The organism is Paenibacillus sp. FSL H8-0282 (assembly GCF_037963825.1).
Lineage (GTDB): Bacteria > Bacillota > Bacilli > Paenibacillales > Paenibacillaceae > Paenibacillus_AQ > Paenibacillus_AQ odorifer.
The window spans coordinates 2,164,528-2,181,994 of the sequence record NZ_CP150146.1; the positions used below are offsets into that span (position 1 = coordinate 2,164,528).

A 17,467-nucleotide genomic window follows, 5' to 3' on the forward strand; every position below is an offset into this window, starting at 1 on the left:
ACTCTTGTATTTTAAAGTTGTCATACATCTATTTAGTTGACATATGTCAATCATCAACATATAGTTGATATATATCAATTATATGATTTGGACAATACGCTGTCAAAATGAAATTGCCCCTGATGAATTCCTGATATAAAGGAGAATGTAGATGATGACAAAGCCGATTATTGTAATTACTGGAGCTACAAGCGGTTTGGGACAACTCGTTGCACTTGAAATGGCTAAGCGAGGTGCCCATCTTGTTCTGACTGCAAGGAGTAAAACGCGTTCGGAAGCAACTGGAAAAATGATAAAGGAGAGCGTACCAGCAGCCGAAATTAGTTTTTTTTACGGAGACCTATCCTCAATGAGGCATGTCACTAGGTTAGGACAAGAAATCTCTAATGTTTTTCCGAAGATAGACGTGTTAATAAATAACGCAGGGCTTCATGGGTTTGAACAGCGGATAACTGCCGATGGATTCTCAGAAATGATGGCTGTGAACTATTTTGCACCATGGTTATTGACACATACCTTAGAACGTTCTTTGAGAGCAGCAGGAAGTGCAAAAATCATAAATGTTGCTTCAGAAGCTTCACGCCGTCATGGAGTGCTAAAGTTGCCAGAAGATTTGCTCAATACAGCTTCTTTTACTTCCAGAGGATCTTCTGAGATTTATGGGAAAACCAAACTGTTAAATATTATGTTTACCAGTGAGCTTGCACGCCGCTGGGCGGGAACGGGAATCAGTGTTCATGCATTGAATCCGGGTTTTAACGTTACAGGTCTCGGGCGTGAACTTTGGTTTTCTTCGATGCTTAAGCACTTATTGAATTTCTTTCGTATTGGCGATCCTCGTAAAGGAGCGGAGATCATTATTCGTTTAATGAGCGATCCTAAGTATCAAGAGAGCAGTGGGGGATATTTTAACGTTGGGACAGGCAATCCCATTGTACCCGTCCAACCGGGAGGAGATAGGGTAATGGAAAATAAATTATGGAACGATACGCGAGACATTTTGCAGCAGAAAGGTTTCTTTGGAAACTGATTTAATTAGTGAAACTAACCTCATGTCCGTTCGAATCACCCATTCATGATCCTGCGGACTGTATAGCTCTTATTTTCTTTATTTAATGAAATTAGTCGAGTGATCGGACCGTATCGCACTTATTCCCTCATCAGTAGCAGTATTTTGCTTTGAAAAGACTAGATAAGTGCGTAGAAGTCCGATAGCTTGGGAAAACGCCTCATAATGAGAAAATAAGAGCACCTCGGTCCGTTGTATCTCAACCTTCCGCCAGTCCGACATTTTTTAGTACTACGATCAGAAATAGACCGATCCCTTGTGAGAGAGGGCGGTCTATTTTACAGTTACCGTTAGTTACCGTATTCCTTCAAAAGCGTATCTCACCAACTGCTGCACATAAGCATCGTCTATGGGTTGGCCGGTCACCAGCAAGCGGTAGAATATCGGCCCGTAAATAAGATCGGTAACAACTTCAATATCGAGATTATCCTTCAATTCCCCGCGCTGAACACCTCGTTCCATAAGCAGCCGTGCCTCAAGCCGACGAGGCTGGAAATATCGGGTCCGATAAGCTTCCGCCAAGCCTGAATCCATCTGTCCTTCGCCAATGATCTCCGTAATGATTTTACCCTCTCGACTAATCAGGAACCGGGATAAGTTCGTTGCATGCATGAGAATATCATCGAATACTGAACCTGTGTCAGGTACGGGCAGTCTGTCCGCAGCGGAGGATAGGAATCCATCAATCACCACGGCAGCCTTGTTAGGCCACCATTTATATATCGTAGCTTTGCTGACCTTGGCACGATCCGCTATTTTTTCCACCGTAACTGCTCCAAAACCATTTTCCAATAACAAATCATAGGAAGCGGAAAGAATAGACTTCTCCGTCTCAACATTACGCGGACGTCCTCGTTTACTCTCCATCTGAAATCACCCTTTCGTTAATCTGTCTCCAGTCAAAATATAAACTATACGTTCAGTATACTAAAAAAATCCGGGAAAATAAATGACCATCGCCTATTTACAAAACGATACGTTCAGTATATTATTTAAACATGAATTAGTGAACTGAACGTATAGTATTTAAATTATTATGACCATCTGAGGAGGATTCACATGCAAAAAGAACAAGCGGCGAAAGAGAACCACATTTCAAGTTGGATGATGTTTATGTTAGCAGCGGCATGCGGGCTTATCGTGGCCAATCTTTATTATGCTCAAACCCTTGTCGGACCTATCAGTGTCTCGACAGGACTTTCTTCTACAGCCGCAGGCTTGATCGTCACTTTAACTCAAATCGGTTATGTTGTAGGTTTGTTATTTATCGTGCCGCTGAGTGACATTGTTGAGAATCGGCGTCTCACGATAATCACGTTAATGGTTGCAGTGGGTGCATTGCTGGTTGCAGCCTTCGCAGCTAATGCGCCTTTGTTCCTGACAGCATCTTTGTTTATAGGAACCGGTTCTGTGGTAGCCCAAATCCTGGTGCCTTATGCCACCTATTTAGCGTCTGAAGAGCAGCGTGGCCGTGTGGTTGGTAATGTTATGAGTGGACTCTTATTAGGTATTATGTTTGCCCGGCCCGTGGCAAGCTTTATCACCAGCATCTGGGGATGGCAAGCCGTGTTTATTTTTTCAGCGGTCGTTATCACGTTGTTAGCCATTCTTCTGTCGCGATTTCTTCCTGAACGTAAACCTGCACCTTCGGTAAGCTATAGTAAATTAATTGTCTCTTTAGGCACCCTTTTAAAACAAACGCCTATATTGCGCCGACGTGCCTTATATCAAGCTTATTTATTTGGAGCTTTTAGTCTCTTTTGGACGGTGGTTCCGTTGCGGTTGGCGGATGATTTTGGAATGTCGCAGCAAGGGATCGCATGGTTTGCTTTAGTAGGTGTTGGTGGGGCTGTAGCCGCGCCGATTGCTGGAAGACTGGCAGATAAAGGTTGGAGTAAATGGTTAACCGGGCTGGCCATGATCATTGCCACCTTGTCTTTTTTACTAATTCATCTTTTCCATAGCCACTCAACTTTTGCTCTCATCCTGCTCTTTATTTCCGCGATTACATTGGATATGGCCGTATCCGGAAATCTTGTACTCGGACAGCGTGTGATTTATTCATTGGGAAGTGAAGCGAGGGGACGTCTTAATGGGATCTTTATGGCGATTTTCTTCGTGGGTGGAGCCGTTGGATCATCTTTGGGTGGTTGGGCTTATGCCTATGGGGGATGGACCTTCGCCTCACTCATCGGAGTGATCCTGCCGCTATTGGCTTTGGTTTACTTTTTCACTGAAAAAAGATCAACTAAAGCTGTTGAATAAATCCTTGCTTTAAGAGTGGGGGTTAGGCTTACGGCAGAATAGACCGCTACCTTTGGTTAGGGCGGTCTATTTCTTTTTGAGGTAATAACGCTTGATAAACGTTAGTTATGCTCCGCTAACTGCACCTCAAACCCGTCCGGGTCCAGGATATAAAAGAACCGCAGGTGGGGATTGGGTGCGATTGGTCCGCGCGCTACTGGGATACCTTGGCTTTTTAAACTCTCCATCGCTTCATCAAGTGACTCCACTTCGAAACCCACAGAAACGCCACATTCCGGCTTCAAAGCCGGGTCACTTCCCTGAATAAGCTCGATCTTGGGTTGCCCCTCCAGACCTAACATGACGATCTGTTTTCCACTGCTCTCAAATCTACGCTCAATGGGTAGCCCCAGTATCCGGTTATAAAAATGAAGGGAAGCCTCCAGATCGCGGACCCGAAGCGTAATCCAATTCATACTCAATTTCATGGTTTTATAGTCTCCTCTGATGAATATTCTATATCGTATATTATACGCTATCATCTTGCACGGAAACAGGGAGAATGGGAATCAAGAACGTTTAATGAGGATAAAAGACCGCAAAATCAGCTTTGCAACCAGTGGTTGACAGTATGTAAGGGTAGATAGGTAGTCAATTACAGAACGTTATAATATGATGAGCATGAGGTGATGGCGAATGGACTTTGCAAATAAATTGCAAAGCTATAGGAAACAGAGAGGAATGTCCCAGGAGAACTTGGCGGAGGTGATTGGTGTTTCGCGGCAAGCCGTGTCTAAGTGGGAATCAGGTCAATCCTATCCCGAAATGGATAAGATGATTAGTTTAAGTGAATTATTTCACGTAAGTTTGGATCATCTGGTGAAGGATGCTTCAAGCGATACCAGAGCAGAGCATGTCGCAAGCCCCGTATATGTAGATCTGAATTCCTTGTTTCATTATGAGTACAAAAGTAAGAGAACATGCTTTGGAATTCCTCTGGTTCATATCCATATCGGACGGGGGCTATACGTTGCTAAAGGGGTTATTGCCATAGGTAATGTTGCGATTGGTGCGGTATCCATTGGTATTGTTGCTTTGGGCGGATTATGTTTAGGCGCGCTTGTTCTAGGACTCATCAGTTTTGCAGGTCTGGCTCTAGGGCTTTTGTTAGCCGTTGGGGGCATTGCGGCGGGTACAATGGCCGTTGGTGGAATAGCATTGGGGATATTTGCTGTTGGAGGTTTAGCTGTAGGTATGTTCTCCTTGGGTGGTCTCTCTATCGCTTCCCATATTGCAATGGGTGGGTATGCAAGCGGGCATATAGCTATAGGGGATACCGTAAAAGGTGCTTATACCTTTATTACTCAAGATAATAATTTCAACGACATCAAGGGGGAGGAGGTAAGAAAGTTAATTCAGCAAGAATATCCACATCTTTGGAAACCCATTGTGCAGGTAATTATTTCAATTTTCAAATAGCTGATTAATTTGCGGAAATTTCTTTACGGTTGTTTCATATGGATATAATTTGGGTAATAAACGACTGGCGTTTGTCATATATTGATCCGGCAAAAATACTTGTTGCTCAGCAACAAGTATTTTGATTTTGTGTTGGATATTTGTGAAAATATAAAACCTGATATTAGATTTTTTGCTGAAAACCGAAATTTTTACAGAGGAGTATTTATTTGAAAAGCATTCATAAGCGCTTATTATTCTTGCTGCTTGTGTTTATAATTCTACCGTATTTTTTATCCGTGTTGTTGATCTATCGGCAGACGAAAGAGAATGTGGAACGACATGAACTTGAGAACAGCCAAGAGCAAATTCAGCAGGCGTCAGCCGATCTAGAGCAATATTTTGATGAAATCATTAATCTTCCATATATTTTATACCGAAATCCAGACTTATTCAGGGTGTTTGAAGAAGGGTTAGAAGGAGATTTTTATTACAAGCAGCTTGAAATTAATAAGGGTATGACTAACTTCTATCTCATGAGGAGTGAAATTCGTCAGGTCCGTCTATTCATAAACGAAGGGAAAAGCTCATTTACAGTTTATAATGCCATGTTAAGTTCCCGTAAAAGGAATCCGGATTTATTACAGCAAGCTTCCATTCAGAAGCTGATGAGCTCTAATAGCAATGATCTTATTGAAGCTCCGCATCCGATTGAGAACTATAACGATACCTCCATTATGCCTCCTTCGGATAAAACGATGGTCTTGACGGTTCATCACAAAATTGTGGATGTCCTAACACAGGAATTTCTGGGCGTCATCACTATAGATATTGATTTGGACAAGATTGCTCATATCGCTAATCATTTTCTACAGAAAAATAAAGAGAGCGTATGGCTTTCCGATGCGGAGAATCATGTCATTTACGCAAGTGATGAAACATGGATAGGCAAAACCGTTCCCGATGAACTGCAAAGGAAAATAAGTCCGATACAGGCAGATACTAAATCTCCAGAAGGAGATATTGTGTTTACTAGAACATTGCAGGAACCGATAAAAGCGTGGCATTTTGCTAAGGTAACCCCGAGCTCTTTTTTATTTGAAGATGTAAGGAAAACTGCCTATACAAACATCATCGTAGGTGTGGTTGTAGGTGGACTGGGCTTGATAATGATAACAATCATTTCATATGGATTTACACGGCCGATAAAACTGCTTAGTCAAAAAGTCCAGCGTATCGAGGGGAGGAATATGAATGCCCCTTTCGACGATATGCGGGAGGACGAAATCGGTATTCTAGAAAGACACATCAAGGAGATGATGAATCGGATCAACCGTCACATTGACCGGGAGTATAAGCTTGAGATAGAGAACAGAAAAAATCAGCATAGGGCGCTAAAGTCGCAGATCAATCCGCACTTTTTATTTAATTCTTTACAATCCATTGCTGCTGTTGCCCTACTCTCTGAATCTCCAAAAGTATATCAACTGATTACCTCTTTATCCAAAATGATGCGGTACTCAATTCGTGTGGATCAGAAGGCGACGGTTCAAAGCGAAGTGGATTATGTACAGGCTTATTTGAATCTTCAAGCGGAACGTTTTCAGACTGATTTTAGCTATTCCATTGATGTACCTAAAGATATTCTTGATATTCCGGTTCCTAGTATGATCTTGCAGCCGCTCGTTGAGAACTTTTTTAAGCACTGTTATGACGAGGGCTATGAACAAGCTTACATCCATATTTATGGTGAAATACAAGGTGATTATTTGAATCTAGTCGTAGAAAATAACGGAAACAGCGTGACGGATGATGAACTTGAGGCATTAAAAAATAATCTCTACACACCGGTTAACGAAGGCATTCCTTCTTTTGCGCATATCGGGTTAAAAAACATTCATGATCGCTTGGTTCTTCATTTCGATCAGACAGCGGGAATCAAACTAGATTCGATGCAGGGACAAGGGTTCACTGTACGGCTAGTAATTCCACTCTACCTAAAGGAGAAGTAACGTTTATGAAAGCTCTTATTGTAGATGATGAGTCTAATGTTAGAAAAATCATCCGTTTTTTGGGACGGTGGGAACAATACGGGATTACCGAAGTGCTGGAAGCCAGAAATGGTCTCGAGGCTAAGGCGTTGATTGAGCAGAAATCTCCAGAAATCATAATGACAGATGTCAAAATGCCCAAAAATAGCGGGATGGAGTTAATCGAGTGGTTGGCTGCTAAAGACTATCCGGGGAAAGTGATTATGATTTCAGGGTTTGACGATTATTGTTTCATGCGTAAAGCGTTTAAGCTGGGATGCTTTGATTATTTGATGAAGCCAATTGAAGAGAAAATGCTGAATGAAACTTTAGAAGGGGCGTTGAGAGCCTGGGAACAAGAAGAGGGAGAACGTCGCAATATGGAGTCCGGATTTTATGAAGAGGTAAAAATGTTTCGCTTAAACAGGGAGATTACTGCTGCTTGTAACGGTGAAGCTTTTGATGCAGGCGAAATTGCCTCGGCTCTCCCACAGGCAGAAGTATACGACTTCACCATGATGTATTTTTACCAATCTCATTATTCGGAGCCATACATTCAGCTTTTGACCGAAGAACTGGCTACACGGGAGTGGGGAAATGCATTTACGCTTCAAAATGATCCTAATGTCTGTGTGATTCTGTCCCTTCATGGACAGCTTTTCCCGATAGAGGAATGGATTACCCAGCATTTTGATATACCTGTTCGTTTGGTTAGTGGCCCCTCCATCCAATCGCTCGCAGAGATATCGTTATCTTTTCAATCTGTACAAAGGTCTATGGCTGAACAAAATTTTAGAGCAATCCATCGTTTGGCGGATTTAGATGATGTTAGGCGTATGAATGATATTGTCGCATTTGTTGATGAGCATTATATGGAAGAGCTAAGTTTGGACAAATTATCCACCCGTTTTTTTCTGAGCCGAGAACATATCTCGCGGAGATTTAAGCAAGAAGTAGGGAGGACTCTTACTAACTACGTCATTCATTTACGAATAAATCAAGCGAAACAGTGGTTACTAGAATCGGATGAAAAGATGTACTCGATTGCCTTAAAGCTAGGGTATCAAGATGAGATTTATTTCTCTAAGCTGTTCAAAAAAAACGTCGGTATGACGCCTGCTGAATATCGTAATTCACAGGGAGCAAGAGAAATAGACGCGGAAGTCAGGATAGCCAGTACATAAGTTCATTGTTGAATGCATCTGGGGGAATTATGAAAATAAAAAGGGTTCAAATGATTATCGTGGGGTTGATTACGCTAACGCTTTCTTCATGTGGTGCGCATACACGTCCACTGAAGGAAGCAGATTTGAAGGTAGCGGATAAGGCAGTCACATTGGAGGTACTGAATCCTAAAGTGGAAATCTCTATAGAATTCGAGCAGATGGTTAAGGAATATGAAAAGGAAAACCCGAATATTAACGTAGAAATTCTAACCTTTGGCGGGGGAGCTAACTACCTTGATGAGCTAAAGGCGAGGTTTGCGGCCAATGTTGGTCCGGATATTTTTCCAAATGGCGGTTATGAAGAAGCGAAGGCATGGAGTAGATATCTTGAGGATTTATCAGATCAACCTTGGGTGGAACAGGCTTATGACGAGGCGCTAGAACCGATGAAGATGGACGGGAAAATATACGGGATGCCGATCAATTTTGAAGGCTACGGTTTTATTTATAATAAGGATTTATTCGCAAAGGCTGGGATTACTCCTCTCCCAACAACGTTTACGGAATTAAAAGAGGCGGCGAAAAAGCTGAAGGCTATAGGTGTGACTCCTTTTTCTGTTGGGTATTCCGATCATTGGTTTTTTGTACTCCTGTTGAATATTGCTATTGCACAACAGGAGGACCCGGATGCTTTTATTCAAGGGTTAAACAACGGAACACAATCTTTTCGAGCGAATAAGGAAGTTAAAGATGTCATTCGGATGCTGGATTTGACCGTACAATATGGTAACGAAAATTTTTTGACAACAGATTATAATTCGGAAGTTGAGTTATTTGCAACAGGGAGAACGGCGATTCTAAAACAAGGGAATTGGGTTCAGTCTAAAATTGATCAAATATCGCCGAATATGAATATCGGTTTTTTACCCATGCCTATTAATGATAGTGCCGAAAACAATGCGTTGCCAGTAGGGGTATCTAATAATTGGGCTGTTAATAAAGAATCTTCGCCAGAAAAGAAGAAGGAAGCCAAAAAGTTTTTGAACTGGATGGTTTCCTCGGAAACAGGGAAAAAGTTCATGAAGGATCGCTTTCATTTTATTTCAGCTTTTAAAAATATAGAGACGGACCGTTCGGGAGCGCTTGTAAAAGATCTTATGCGATACGTCGATGAACAGAAAACTTTATCTTGGAATTGGTTCAAATTCCCTCCCAGAGCAAGAGAGGAGTTTGGCTATCTTATGCGAGCTTATGTAGGAGAGCAAATTAATCGGGATCAATTGCTTCAAGAACTTCAAAAATCGTGGGATACCCATGTGAAGTAATAAAACCAAATCAATATAACCCTGTAAATGCATCAATTTACGACATACTCATAACGTCTACTCTTCATTAGAATTTAAAAGGGGAACAGCACAAAGGAAGATCGAAACCCAAATTTAAAGTATAAGAGGAGTTAGATGATGAATTTCAAGAAAATGATTAAACAAACAACAATCCTAACCTTTACAGCTGCTTTAATGTTAGGTGGAGCTACTCAAACCTTTGCGAAAGGAAATAACAAGCCGAACAAGCCGGAGTACAATGACTATGGTTTCTCTCATATCACTCGCGCTGACATGTTGAAATTACCCAAACAACAAAATAGTAAACAATTCCAAGTCCCAAAATTTGATGCTTCAACGATTGAGAACATTCCTGCAGCCATTAAGTTCGATGAGAATGGAAACAAAATTGAAATGGATGTTTGGGATACTTGGCCGCTGCAAAATGCAGATGGAACTGTAGCCAGTTATAAGGGGTATCAAATTGTTTTTGGTCTGGCGGGCGACCCTAATAATGGATCAGACACATTTATTTATTTGTTCTATAAGAAAGAAGGAGACAACTCTATCAGCAGCTGGAAGAATGCCGGCAGAGTGTTTAAGGATAGTGACAAACTTGTTCCTGATGATTATGTTTTAAACAATCAAGCCGAAGAATGGTCCGGTTCAGCAACCATGACATCTGATGGCAAAGTTCGCTTGTTTTACACTAATCGTCATCCTTGGGATCCAGATCGCGGATTTTACGGGAAACAAACTTTAACTACAGCTCAAATTAATGTCTCTGCCCCGGATGGGGATACCCTTAAGATTGATGGCGTAGAAGATATGAAATCCATCTATGACGGTAATCAAGGTGAAATTTATCAAAGTGTTGATATCACCGGTTTTAGCAAAGGCGATTACGACGATAATCATACCTTAAGAGATCCTCACTATGTGGAGGATAAAGGCCACAAGTATCTTGTATTTGAAGCAAATACAGGGACAACTACGGGTTACCAGGGTGAAGACTCTCTTTTTAACAAAGCTTATTATGGTAATAGCAATGCCTTCTTCCAAGCGGAGAAAAAGAAATTACTTAGCAGTGCTGACAAAACATCTGCGGAAACCGCGAATGGTGCGCTCGGTATCATTGAATTAAATAATGATTATACATTCAAAAAAGAAATGAAGCCGCTACTTGCCTCCAACACCGTGACAGATGAAATTGAACGTGCGAACATATTTAAATTGAATGGCAAGTGGTATCTGTTCACAAGCTCAAGAGGTTCTAAAATGTTCATTGATGGCATTGATGATGAAGACATCTATATGCTCGGGTACGTATCTAATTCTTTAACCGGACCGTATAAACCATTAAATGGTACAGGACTTGTCCTCCATCAAGATCTTAATCCTTATGATATTACCTGGACTTATGCTCACTTTGCGATTCCGCAAGCGAAAGGGAATAATGTAGTCATCACAAGTTACATGACGAATAGAGGTTACTTTGGGGATCATCATTCCACTTTTGCCCCAAGCTTTGTGCTGAATATTAAAGGCTCCAAGACTTCAGTTGTACCGAACAGCATTTTGGAACAAGGGCAATTGACGCTTAAAGGTAACAAACCGTATTAATCATTTACAAAGTAAATGCCAATGTAGTTGGCGTTTACTTTTCTTTTTATAAGCTGAGATTAGCAATGTGAAAAAAGCGAGGTATATTTTGAATAAGAAAAAAATGATAGGAATCACTATATTAATCCTTTGTTTAATTTGTTTTGTGACGATAGTATTAGTAACTTATGACGCTGGAGAGAAGAAGAAGCCGGGGACCGACGTTCCTGATCATAAACCTACCACTCGGGCTAGCTATCATTTCACTGTACCTGAGCATTGGAAAAACGATCCGCAAAAACCCATTTATTTTGATGGTAAATATCATTACTATTATCTCTATAATGCTGATTACCCGGATGGAAATGGTACAGAATGGAGACATGCCACATCAACGGATTTGGTGAGCTGGACAGATGAAGGCGTTGCGATTCCAAAATATACAACACCCAATGGTGATCCCTGGTCAGGATCTGTTGTTGTTGACGATAGCAATACAGCAGGTTTTGGCGAAGGGGCTATTGTGGCGATTTTAACACAGCCCTCTGCAGAGGGGGGGAAGCAAGAACAATATTTATGGTTCAGTACGGATCGTGGGCTGACGTTTAAATCTTATAGTGATGATCCTATTTTGCCAAATCCGGGCACAGAAGATTTCAGAGACCCGAAGGTAATATGGGATCAACATTCTCATAAATGGGTGATGACGCTAGCCGAAGGTACGAAAGTGGGCTTTTACGAGTCTGACAATTTAAAAGATTGGCACTACACAAGCGGCTTCGAAACAGAAAATATCGGAATTGTAGAGTGTCCTGACTTCTATATGATGCGGGCGAATGATGGCACTTATAAATGGGTTCTTGGGGTCAGTGCAAATGGTAAGTCGATAGGTAAACCTAACACGTATGCCTACTGGACTGGAGATTTTAATGAGAATGAATTTATCGCGGATCATCATGAACCACAGTGGCTAGATTATGGATTTGATTGGTATGGTGCTGTAACTTTTGAAGAAGGAAAGGACAAGGATCAATACAATCATCGATATGCTTTGGCCTGGATGAATAATTGGGATTACCCTCATGTTACCCCCAATCTTAACGAAGGTTTTAACGGAATGGATTCAATCGTGCGTCAAATAAAATTAACACGAGATGAAGAGCAGTCGTATCAGTTAGTATCACAGCCCATCGAAGCATTAGATCAAATGGTAACTTCAACGGATTCCTTGCAACAAATAAAAGTGAACGGCTCGTCAACACTTGATATCACAGGCGAAAATTACCAGCTCGATGCAGATCTATCTTGGTCAGAGATTACCAATGTAGGCTTAAGACTTCGTGAATCCGCAGATAAGACGCGCCACGTGGACGTAGGAGTGTTTGTTGAAGGACAATATTCTTATGTTAATAGAGCCTTCACTGGACAACCTGATGAGAGTGACAGATATCTTGAAAGCAAGGCCCCCTTTGATGTGAACAAGAAAAAAGTGCATCTGAAGATCCTTGTGGATAGAACAAGTATTGAAGTTTTTATAGATGATGGTGAAATTGTATTTTCTAATGAAATCTTCCCGGAAATAAATGATCAAGGCATTACCTTGTTTTCTGAAGGTGGCACCGCGATTTTTAATAATGTTGTAATTAAGCATTTTGGCAAAGATTAGAATGAATATACAGAGTTTTTCTAATTCTTGCGCAATAAGAGGGCACTCCAACCTATGGATGTCCTCTTTTTTTATTATAAGTACGTAATATTAAACCTAATTCACGAAGGAATACATAATTGTTAAACGCTATCTTGAATTCTAGAATGAGGTTATTGGCATCACGTTACTTTTTTGGTTTCAAAATCATTCTGGGAGGTTGTCCTAATGAAGCGAAGGCCTATTTATGTTGTTCTTATTCTGTTTATTGTATTAGGTTCATGGTTGCTGCTGAATCACCGGGAAAATAACAGCGCCTCGGAGAAGCAAGTGCAGGAAGTGCTGCCTACGAGTACTGTTGATACTAACACAACAATGGCTAACGTTACTGTAAATAACAGAGAAACTCCGGTGCAGTACTTGGATCCCGCATATAAAGTTACAGTGAAACACGATATTTTGTATGCAAGTAAGAAAAACGAGACGGATGCTGAAGAACCGCTGAAGCTCGATTTGTACCAGCCCATTGGAGATGAAACCAAGCAGAGGCCAGTATTTATTTTTATTCATGGCGGAGGTTATACCGGAGGGGATAAGTCTGATGCAGCAGATTTTTCCGAAGGCCTGGCGAAACGGGGGTATGCTGTTCTCACTATTGATTATAGGCTAAAAAAAGATCCGTTTTTCAATTTCACTCGCACACTTAACGATGCGAATGAGGATATAAACGATGTGATCAAATGGATTAATGAGCATGCGGAGACTTATGGATTGAACAAGGAACGTATAGTTATTGGCGGAGATTCAGCAGGAGGTCATCTGGCCATGAACTTTGTGAATCTATCCTTAGCAAAAGATCCCTCCCTAGTTAAGTCTGTATTTTCCATTATAGATATTTATGGTGGTGAACTGACAAGAAGTGCTGACAGCAAGCTGCCGCCTGTCCTAATTATTCATGGAACGATAGATAAAATGGTGCCGTACCAGCAAAGTGTTGACCTAGCCGCTCAATTGAAAGAGAAAGGTATTTATCATAATCTGCTCACGCTGGAGGGAGTCGGACATGATTATAAAAATGAAAAATACATCGATGAAATTATGGAGACGACAGCACATTTTCTGTGGAATGTCATGAACAGTTCGGACCTTGCGAGTCTTCCGGAAAATTCGGGGATCACGGTTGCTTCTGGTTCTGCTTTTGATATTAAGCTGCCTGAAGCTTATCGCAGCGCATCGAAGGAGCCGCTTAATATCGATTTGCCAGAGGGATGGCTGCTTAGTGGAGAAGAAGAAGGTTCGCTGTGGATACAGGTTCCGGAAAGCTTGGTGCGCGGAAACGATTCGCTGTTCGTCTCTCGGGGTGCAGAGCCTACAGCGGCATCAAGCTTCACTATGAATATCAACGTAATCGACCCGCTGGCAGTGTATTACGAGACTTTTTATGAGGAGTCTGCCAAAGAGATAAAAACCCATATGGATGTTACCAATCAATCTACAAGCAATTTCAGCGGTTCAGTGGAAGCTGATTATGAGACGGGACGATCTACCCGAGGTACTTATACTTCAACTGTGGAAAATCTGGAGCCGGGTAAGAGCGTTCGTCTTGAGATTCCTGAGCTGGCAAGAGGCCAGCGTTCGCTTAAAGTTTTTAATGATATAGGTACCTTATTGCAATCGGCAGTTGATTCTTCTAACGTGCTTCTGTTGCCGAAACTCAGTCCGCCTGTCCAAATCGATGGCAACTTGTCGGACTGGGGGAATCAAGCTCCCTTTGATATGAAGGATGTCAAAATCATGGGCTGGCAAGGAGAGCAGGATCTCAGCGCCAAGGGTTCCTTAGCATGGGATGCCGACAATCTTTACCTTGGGGTAGAAGTTATCGATGATTATCATGCACAGTCAGCATCAGGAGATGCCATCTGGAGTGGGGACAGCATCCAGATTGGAATTGGCATTGCCAACGGGGATGGAACGGTGCCTTCTGAGTACCATGAACTCGGTGTGGCTCGCGGAGATACGGGCGAATTACTCAAATGGTGCTGGTTGGCACCAAAGGGGTTTAATTGGGGTGATGTTATAGAATTACAATATGCCGTGGAACGTAAAGATTCAAAAACCAGCTACGAACTAGCCATTCCCTGGCGTGAACTAAAATCCGACGATGTACAGGTGAAGCCAGGAATGAAGCTGAAATTTTCGTTATTGGTCAATGACAATGATGGTGAGGGGCGTAAGGGCTGGGTGGAATATAACAGCGGCATTGGTTCGGCTAAGGATGTTGATGCTTTTGGTGATCTATTTGTGCATTGACATATTATGCTGTTAACACTATGATATGAATGAAAAAATAATTATTCATTCACGGAGAGACGAAAAGTGGAAGACAAAAAAACAAAGATATACGAATGTGCGAAAGAGCTATTTAGCAATAAAGGCTTTAAAGACACGAATGTTTCTGGCATTACCACAATGGCTGGAATAGCTGTAGGAAGTTTTTACAACTATTATCCCTCTAAGGAAAAGCTTTTTATGGATATTTTTTTAGAGGAAAACGAAAAGCTCAAAAAAAGCTGTATGCAATCGCTCGATATGAGCCAAAGCCCATTAGCACTAATACGGCAGATGATGGTGCTTAATTTGGAAGGTATGATAGCCAACCCCATTCTTAAGGAATGGTATAACAAAAGTGTTTTCGCAAAAATCGAACAGTTGTACCGGGAAGAAACCAACATTCAGGTAAACGACTTCTTGTATGATAGCTTCCATGAAATCATTAAGCAGTGGCAAGCCAATGGTAAAATGCGCAGCGATATGGATAGTAAAATGATTATGATGATCTTCGGCGCAATGATTAATGTGGAAACCCACAAGGAAGAAATCGGGCTGGAGTATTTTCCACAACTTTTGGACAATATGCTGGAACTAATTATGAAGGGTTTGACAGACTGCCCCTAATACACTTATGGTGCAGTTTTTTTTTAGTGAAATGAATGAATTATTAAATATTCATTCAAATTTTAAAGCAAAAGGAAGGAGGCAAGCAGGTGAGTAAGAGAAGAGGAAAAAAGCGAAAATTCAATAAATGGATTATTGTTCTCAGCATTCTATGCGGGATTACAGTCATAGGTTGGATAGGTGGTATTCTCTTATCTGCTCCGGGAAGGCATGAAGTTCAGCAGCTTACTATCCACGCCATAGATATACAGAAACTGCGGGAAGGCAGCTATGTGGGGGAATACATTGGCATCAAAGATCATTCCAGAGATACCAAGGTGAAGGCCACAATATCTGCTGGACGGCTGTCAGATATCAAAATACTCAAAGGTGCCTTGGACAAAACAGGGAACCCTGCTGAACTGAAGGGTGGGCTAAGCATTGGTGATTTGTTTGGTCATGTGATTGAATCGCAGTCTCTTCAGGTGGACGTTATCAGCGGGGCAACGCTTACCTCTAAAACACATCTTAAGGCACTCGAAAATGCCCTACTGCAGGCGGAGACGAAATAATTCATTTTAAGGAGAATTTATATGAACATTGCAGTCATTTCGTATTCATTCACAGGTAATAATGAAGCATTAGCAAGGAGTGTGGCGAAAGCGTTGTCGGCTGAATATATCCGAATCTCGGAAGCTAAACCCCGAACACTCGGTAGGATTACCTTTGATATGATTTTTGACAGGATACCGTTGGTTCAACCGAAGCCTGAGCAAATAGGAAAATATGATATTATCCTATTTTTTGGACCGGTTTGGATGGGGAAAGTGGCCACACCGCTCCGTGCCTATTTAGAGTACTTGAAGAAAAATCCGCAAAAGTATGGTTACCTTTCAATCAATGGTGGAGCTGACGGTCCAAATCCGAAGGTGCCAGGGGAGCTTAGAAAAAGAACTGGAGCAGACCCTGTTGTATTCATCGAGCAGCATATCGCAGATCTGATATCAGCAGATCACAAACCTGCACGTAAAGATACCTCAGCTTATAAGTTAAATGAGGGCGATATTAATCAGTTAACTGGAAAAATAGTGAAGAAAGTAAGGGATATGACCTAGCTTTTAAGCTCCAGCGAGACGAACAGAGAAACGGCAAAGCTGCCGTTTTTTTTGTTTTCTCTGCAATCTGGTAGAAATTGTTCTATTATAAAGTGTTCCTTCAATTCGCTAGATGGTATGATAGGTATGGGAGGGAATTATAAAATGAACAATGAGACGACTAATGAAAATGAAATAACAAATGAGAATGAGGAAGTAAATGATAATACAGAAATGTCTGAAGAGGATATGGCGCAGCTGCTAAAGGCTGTTCACCATAACGGCCTTGTAGCGTTGAGAGTACACTTTAAAGATGTTGAAGGACAAGTATTGAACATGGAAGCCTACGGCCCTGTTTTTGTTTTTCACGTGAAAACTGAATTAGATCAGGTGTATTCTTGCGGATTTTTTCTGCGCGAGTTAATTGCAAGATTCCAGTCGGGTAAGGATCCGGCAGCATGGATGGCCTCATTCTTCGTTGAGCTGATGAAAATTGAGGGAGGCAAAACACTTCCAAAACCACCAGCAAGTGAAGAAGAAGCAAAAGGGATCATTGATAATGTGTTAGTTCCGCTTTGTATTAAGGAAATTACCCAAGAATTTGCTCCAGAAAAAGTGCATGTCGGGCTAGCGTGGAACGAGAAATTGGGACCAGTCTTCGAGGCTGGATTTCCAGCAATCACCGATGGGAATAACGTATGCGCATTCCCGCTTCATCTGTTGCTGACTCATTTGCAATTGAACCGGGATCCATCCGAACTGCTTGTTCAAGGCATGTATAACATCCGCAAAGAACATGGATTGGAGTAAAACAGGCTCTGAGCCCTGACCATCCATAACCCAAAGAAACGGCAGAAATGCCGTTTCTTTTTCTTTTGACATTCAAAGAGTAGATCCTTG

15 protein-coding genes are annotated in these 17,467 nt (G+C 41.6%); 13 read left to right on the forward strand and 2 right to left on the reverse strand.

From position 1 onward, the window contains the following. Window positions 1–151: 151 nt before the first annotated feature. On the forward strand, window positions 152–1,030 hold the full coding sequence (locus NST94_RS09290; RefSeq protein ID WP_076301297.1) for an SDR family NAD(P)-dependent oxidoreductase: 879 nt from the start codon (window positions 152–154) through the stop codon (window positions 1,028–1,030). A 333-nt stretch (window positions 1,031–1,363) separates the two neighbouring features. Here the strand turns inward: NST94_RS09290 and NST94_RS09295 are convergent, their stop codons facing one another. Continuing rightward, window positions 1,364–1,936 carry a TetR/AcrR family transcriptional regulator gene (locus NST94_RS09295; protein ID WP_076301296.1) on the reverse strand — a complete coding sequence of 191 codons (573 nt, stop codon included), beginning with the start codon at window positions 1,934–1,936 and terminating at the stop codon, window positions 1,364–1,366. A gap of 192 nt (window positions 1,937–2,128) precedes the next feature. Between NST94_RS09295 and NST94_RS09300 the strand changes: the two genes are divergently transcribed. Continuing rightward, window positions 2,129–3,334 (forward strand): MFS transporter, encoded by a 1,206-nt coding sequence (locus tag NST94_RS09300; RefSeq protein WP_076301295.1) that lies wholly within the window; start codon window positions 2,129–2,131, stop codon window positions 3,332–3,334. Window positions 3,335–3,435: 101 nt separating this feature from the next. Here the strand turns inward: NST94_RS09300 and NST94_RS09305 are convergent, their stop codons facing one another. Continuing rightward, window positions 3,436–3,801, reverse strand: a complete 366-nt coding sequence (locus tag NST94_RS09305; protein ID WP_051491055.1) for a VOC family protein — start codon at window positions 3,799–3,801, stop codon at window positions 3,436–3,438. Window positions 3,802–4,009: 208 nt separating this feature from the next. Between NST94_RS09305 and NST94_RS09310 the strand changes: the two genes are divergently transcribed. From NST94_RS09310 to NST94_RS09360, 11 genes are all read left to right on the forward strand, one after another. Continuing rightward, window positions 4,010–4,792, forward strand: a complete 783-nt coding sequence (locus NST94_RS09310; RefSeq protein ID WP_076301294.1) for a helix-turn-helix transcriptional regulator — start codon at window positions 4,010–4,012, stop codon at window positions 4,790–4,792. A gap of 209 nt (window positions 4,793–5,001) precedes the next feature. Next, on the forward strand, window positions 5,002–6,783 hold the full coding sequence (locus NST94_RS09315; protein ID WP_076301293.1) for a sensor histidine kinase: 1,782 nt from the start codon (window positions 5,002–5,004) through the stop codon (window positions 6,781–6,783). A 5-nt stretch (window positions 6,784–6,788) separates the two neighbouring features. Beyond that, window positions 6,789–7,985, forward strand: coding sequence for a helix-turn-helix domain-containing protein (locus tag NST94_RS09320; protein ID WP_076301292.1), 1,197 nt, complete (start codon window positions 6,789–6,791; stop codon window positions 7,983–7,985). A 29-nt stretch (window positions 7,986–8,014) separates the two neighbouring features. Continuing rightward, on the forward strand, window positions 8,015–9,292 hold the full coding sequence (locus NST94_RS09325; RefSeq protein ID WP_076301291.1) for an ABC transporter substrate-binding protein: 1,278 nt from the start codon (window positions 8,015–8,017) through the stop codon (window positions 9,290–9,292). A 138-nt stretch (window positions 9,293–9,430) separates the two neighbouring features. Then, complete coding sequence (locus NST94_RS09330; protein ID WP_076219908.1) at window positions 9,431–10,915, forward strand: glycoside hydrolase family 68 protein; 1,485 nt, start codon at window positions 9,431–9,433, stop codon at window positions 10,913–10,915. An 88-nt stretch (window positions 10,916–11,003) separates the two neighbouring features. Then, complete coding sequence (locus tag NST94_RS09335) at window positions 11,004–12,560, forward strand: glycoside hydrolase family 32 protein (RefSeq protein WP_256720938.1); 1,557 nt, start codon at window positions 11,004–11,006, stop codon at window positions 12,558–12,560. A 207-nt stretch (window positions 12,561–12,767) separates the two neighbouring features. Continuing rightward, entirely contained in the window at window positions 12,768–14,849 is a 2,082-nt protein-coding gene (locus NST94_RS09340; protein ID WP_280752696.1) for an alpha/beta hydrolase fold domain-containing protein, read from the forward strand. Between the two features lie 66 nt (window positions 14,850–14,915). Further along, complete coding sequence (locus tag NST94_RS09345; RefSeq protein ID WP_280752697.1) at window positions 14,916–15,494, forward strand: TetR/AcrR family transcriptional regulator; 579 nt, start codon at window positions 14,916–14,918, stop codon at window positions 15,492–15,494. 89 nt (window positions 15,495–15,583) lie between these two features. Then, window positions 15,584–16,045 carry an FMN-binding protein gene (locus NST94_RS09350; RefSeq protein ID WP_076301289.1) on the forward strand — a complete coding sequence of 154 codons (462 nt, stop codon included), beginning with the start codon at window positions 15,584–15,586 and terminating at the stop codon, window positions 16,043–16,045. A 21-nt stretch (window positions 16,046–16,066) separates the two neighbouring features. Continuing rightward, window positions 16,067–16,588 carry a hypothetical protein gene (locus NST94_RS09355; protein ID WP_076184300.1) on the forward strand — a complete coding sequence of 174 codons (522 nt, stop codon included), beginning with the start codon at window positions 16,067–16,069 and terminating at the stop codon, window positions 16,586–16,588. A gap of 144 nt (window positions 16,589–16,732) precedes the next feature. Further along, on the forward strand, window positions 16,733–17,377 hold the full coding sequence (locus tag NST94_RS09360) for a hypothetical protein (RefSeq protein WP_076301288.1): 645 nt from the start codon (window positions 16,733–16,735) through the stop codon (window positions 17,375–17,377). Window positions 17,378–17,467: the final 90 nt, after the last annotated feature.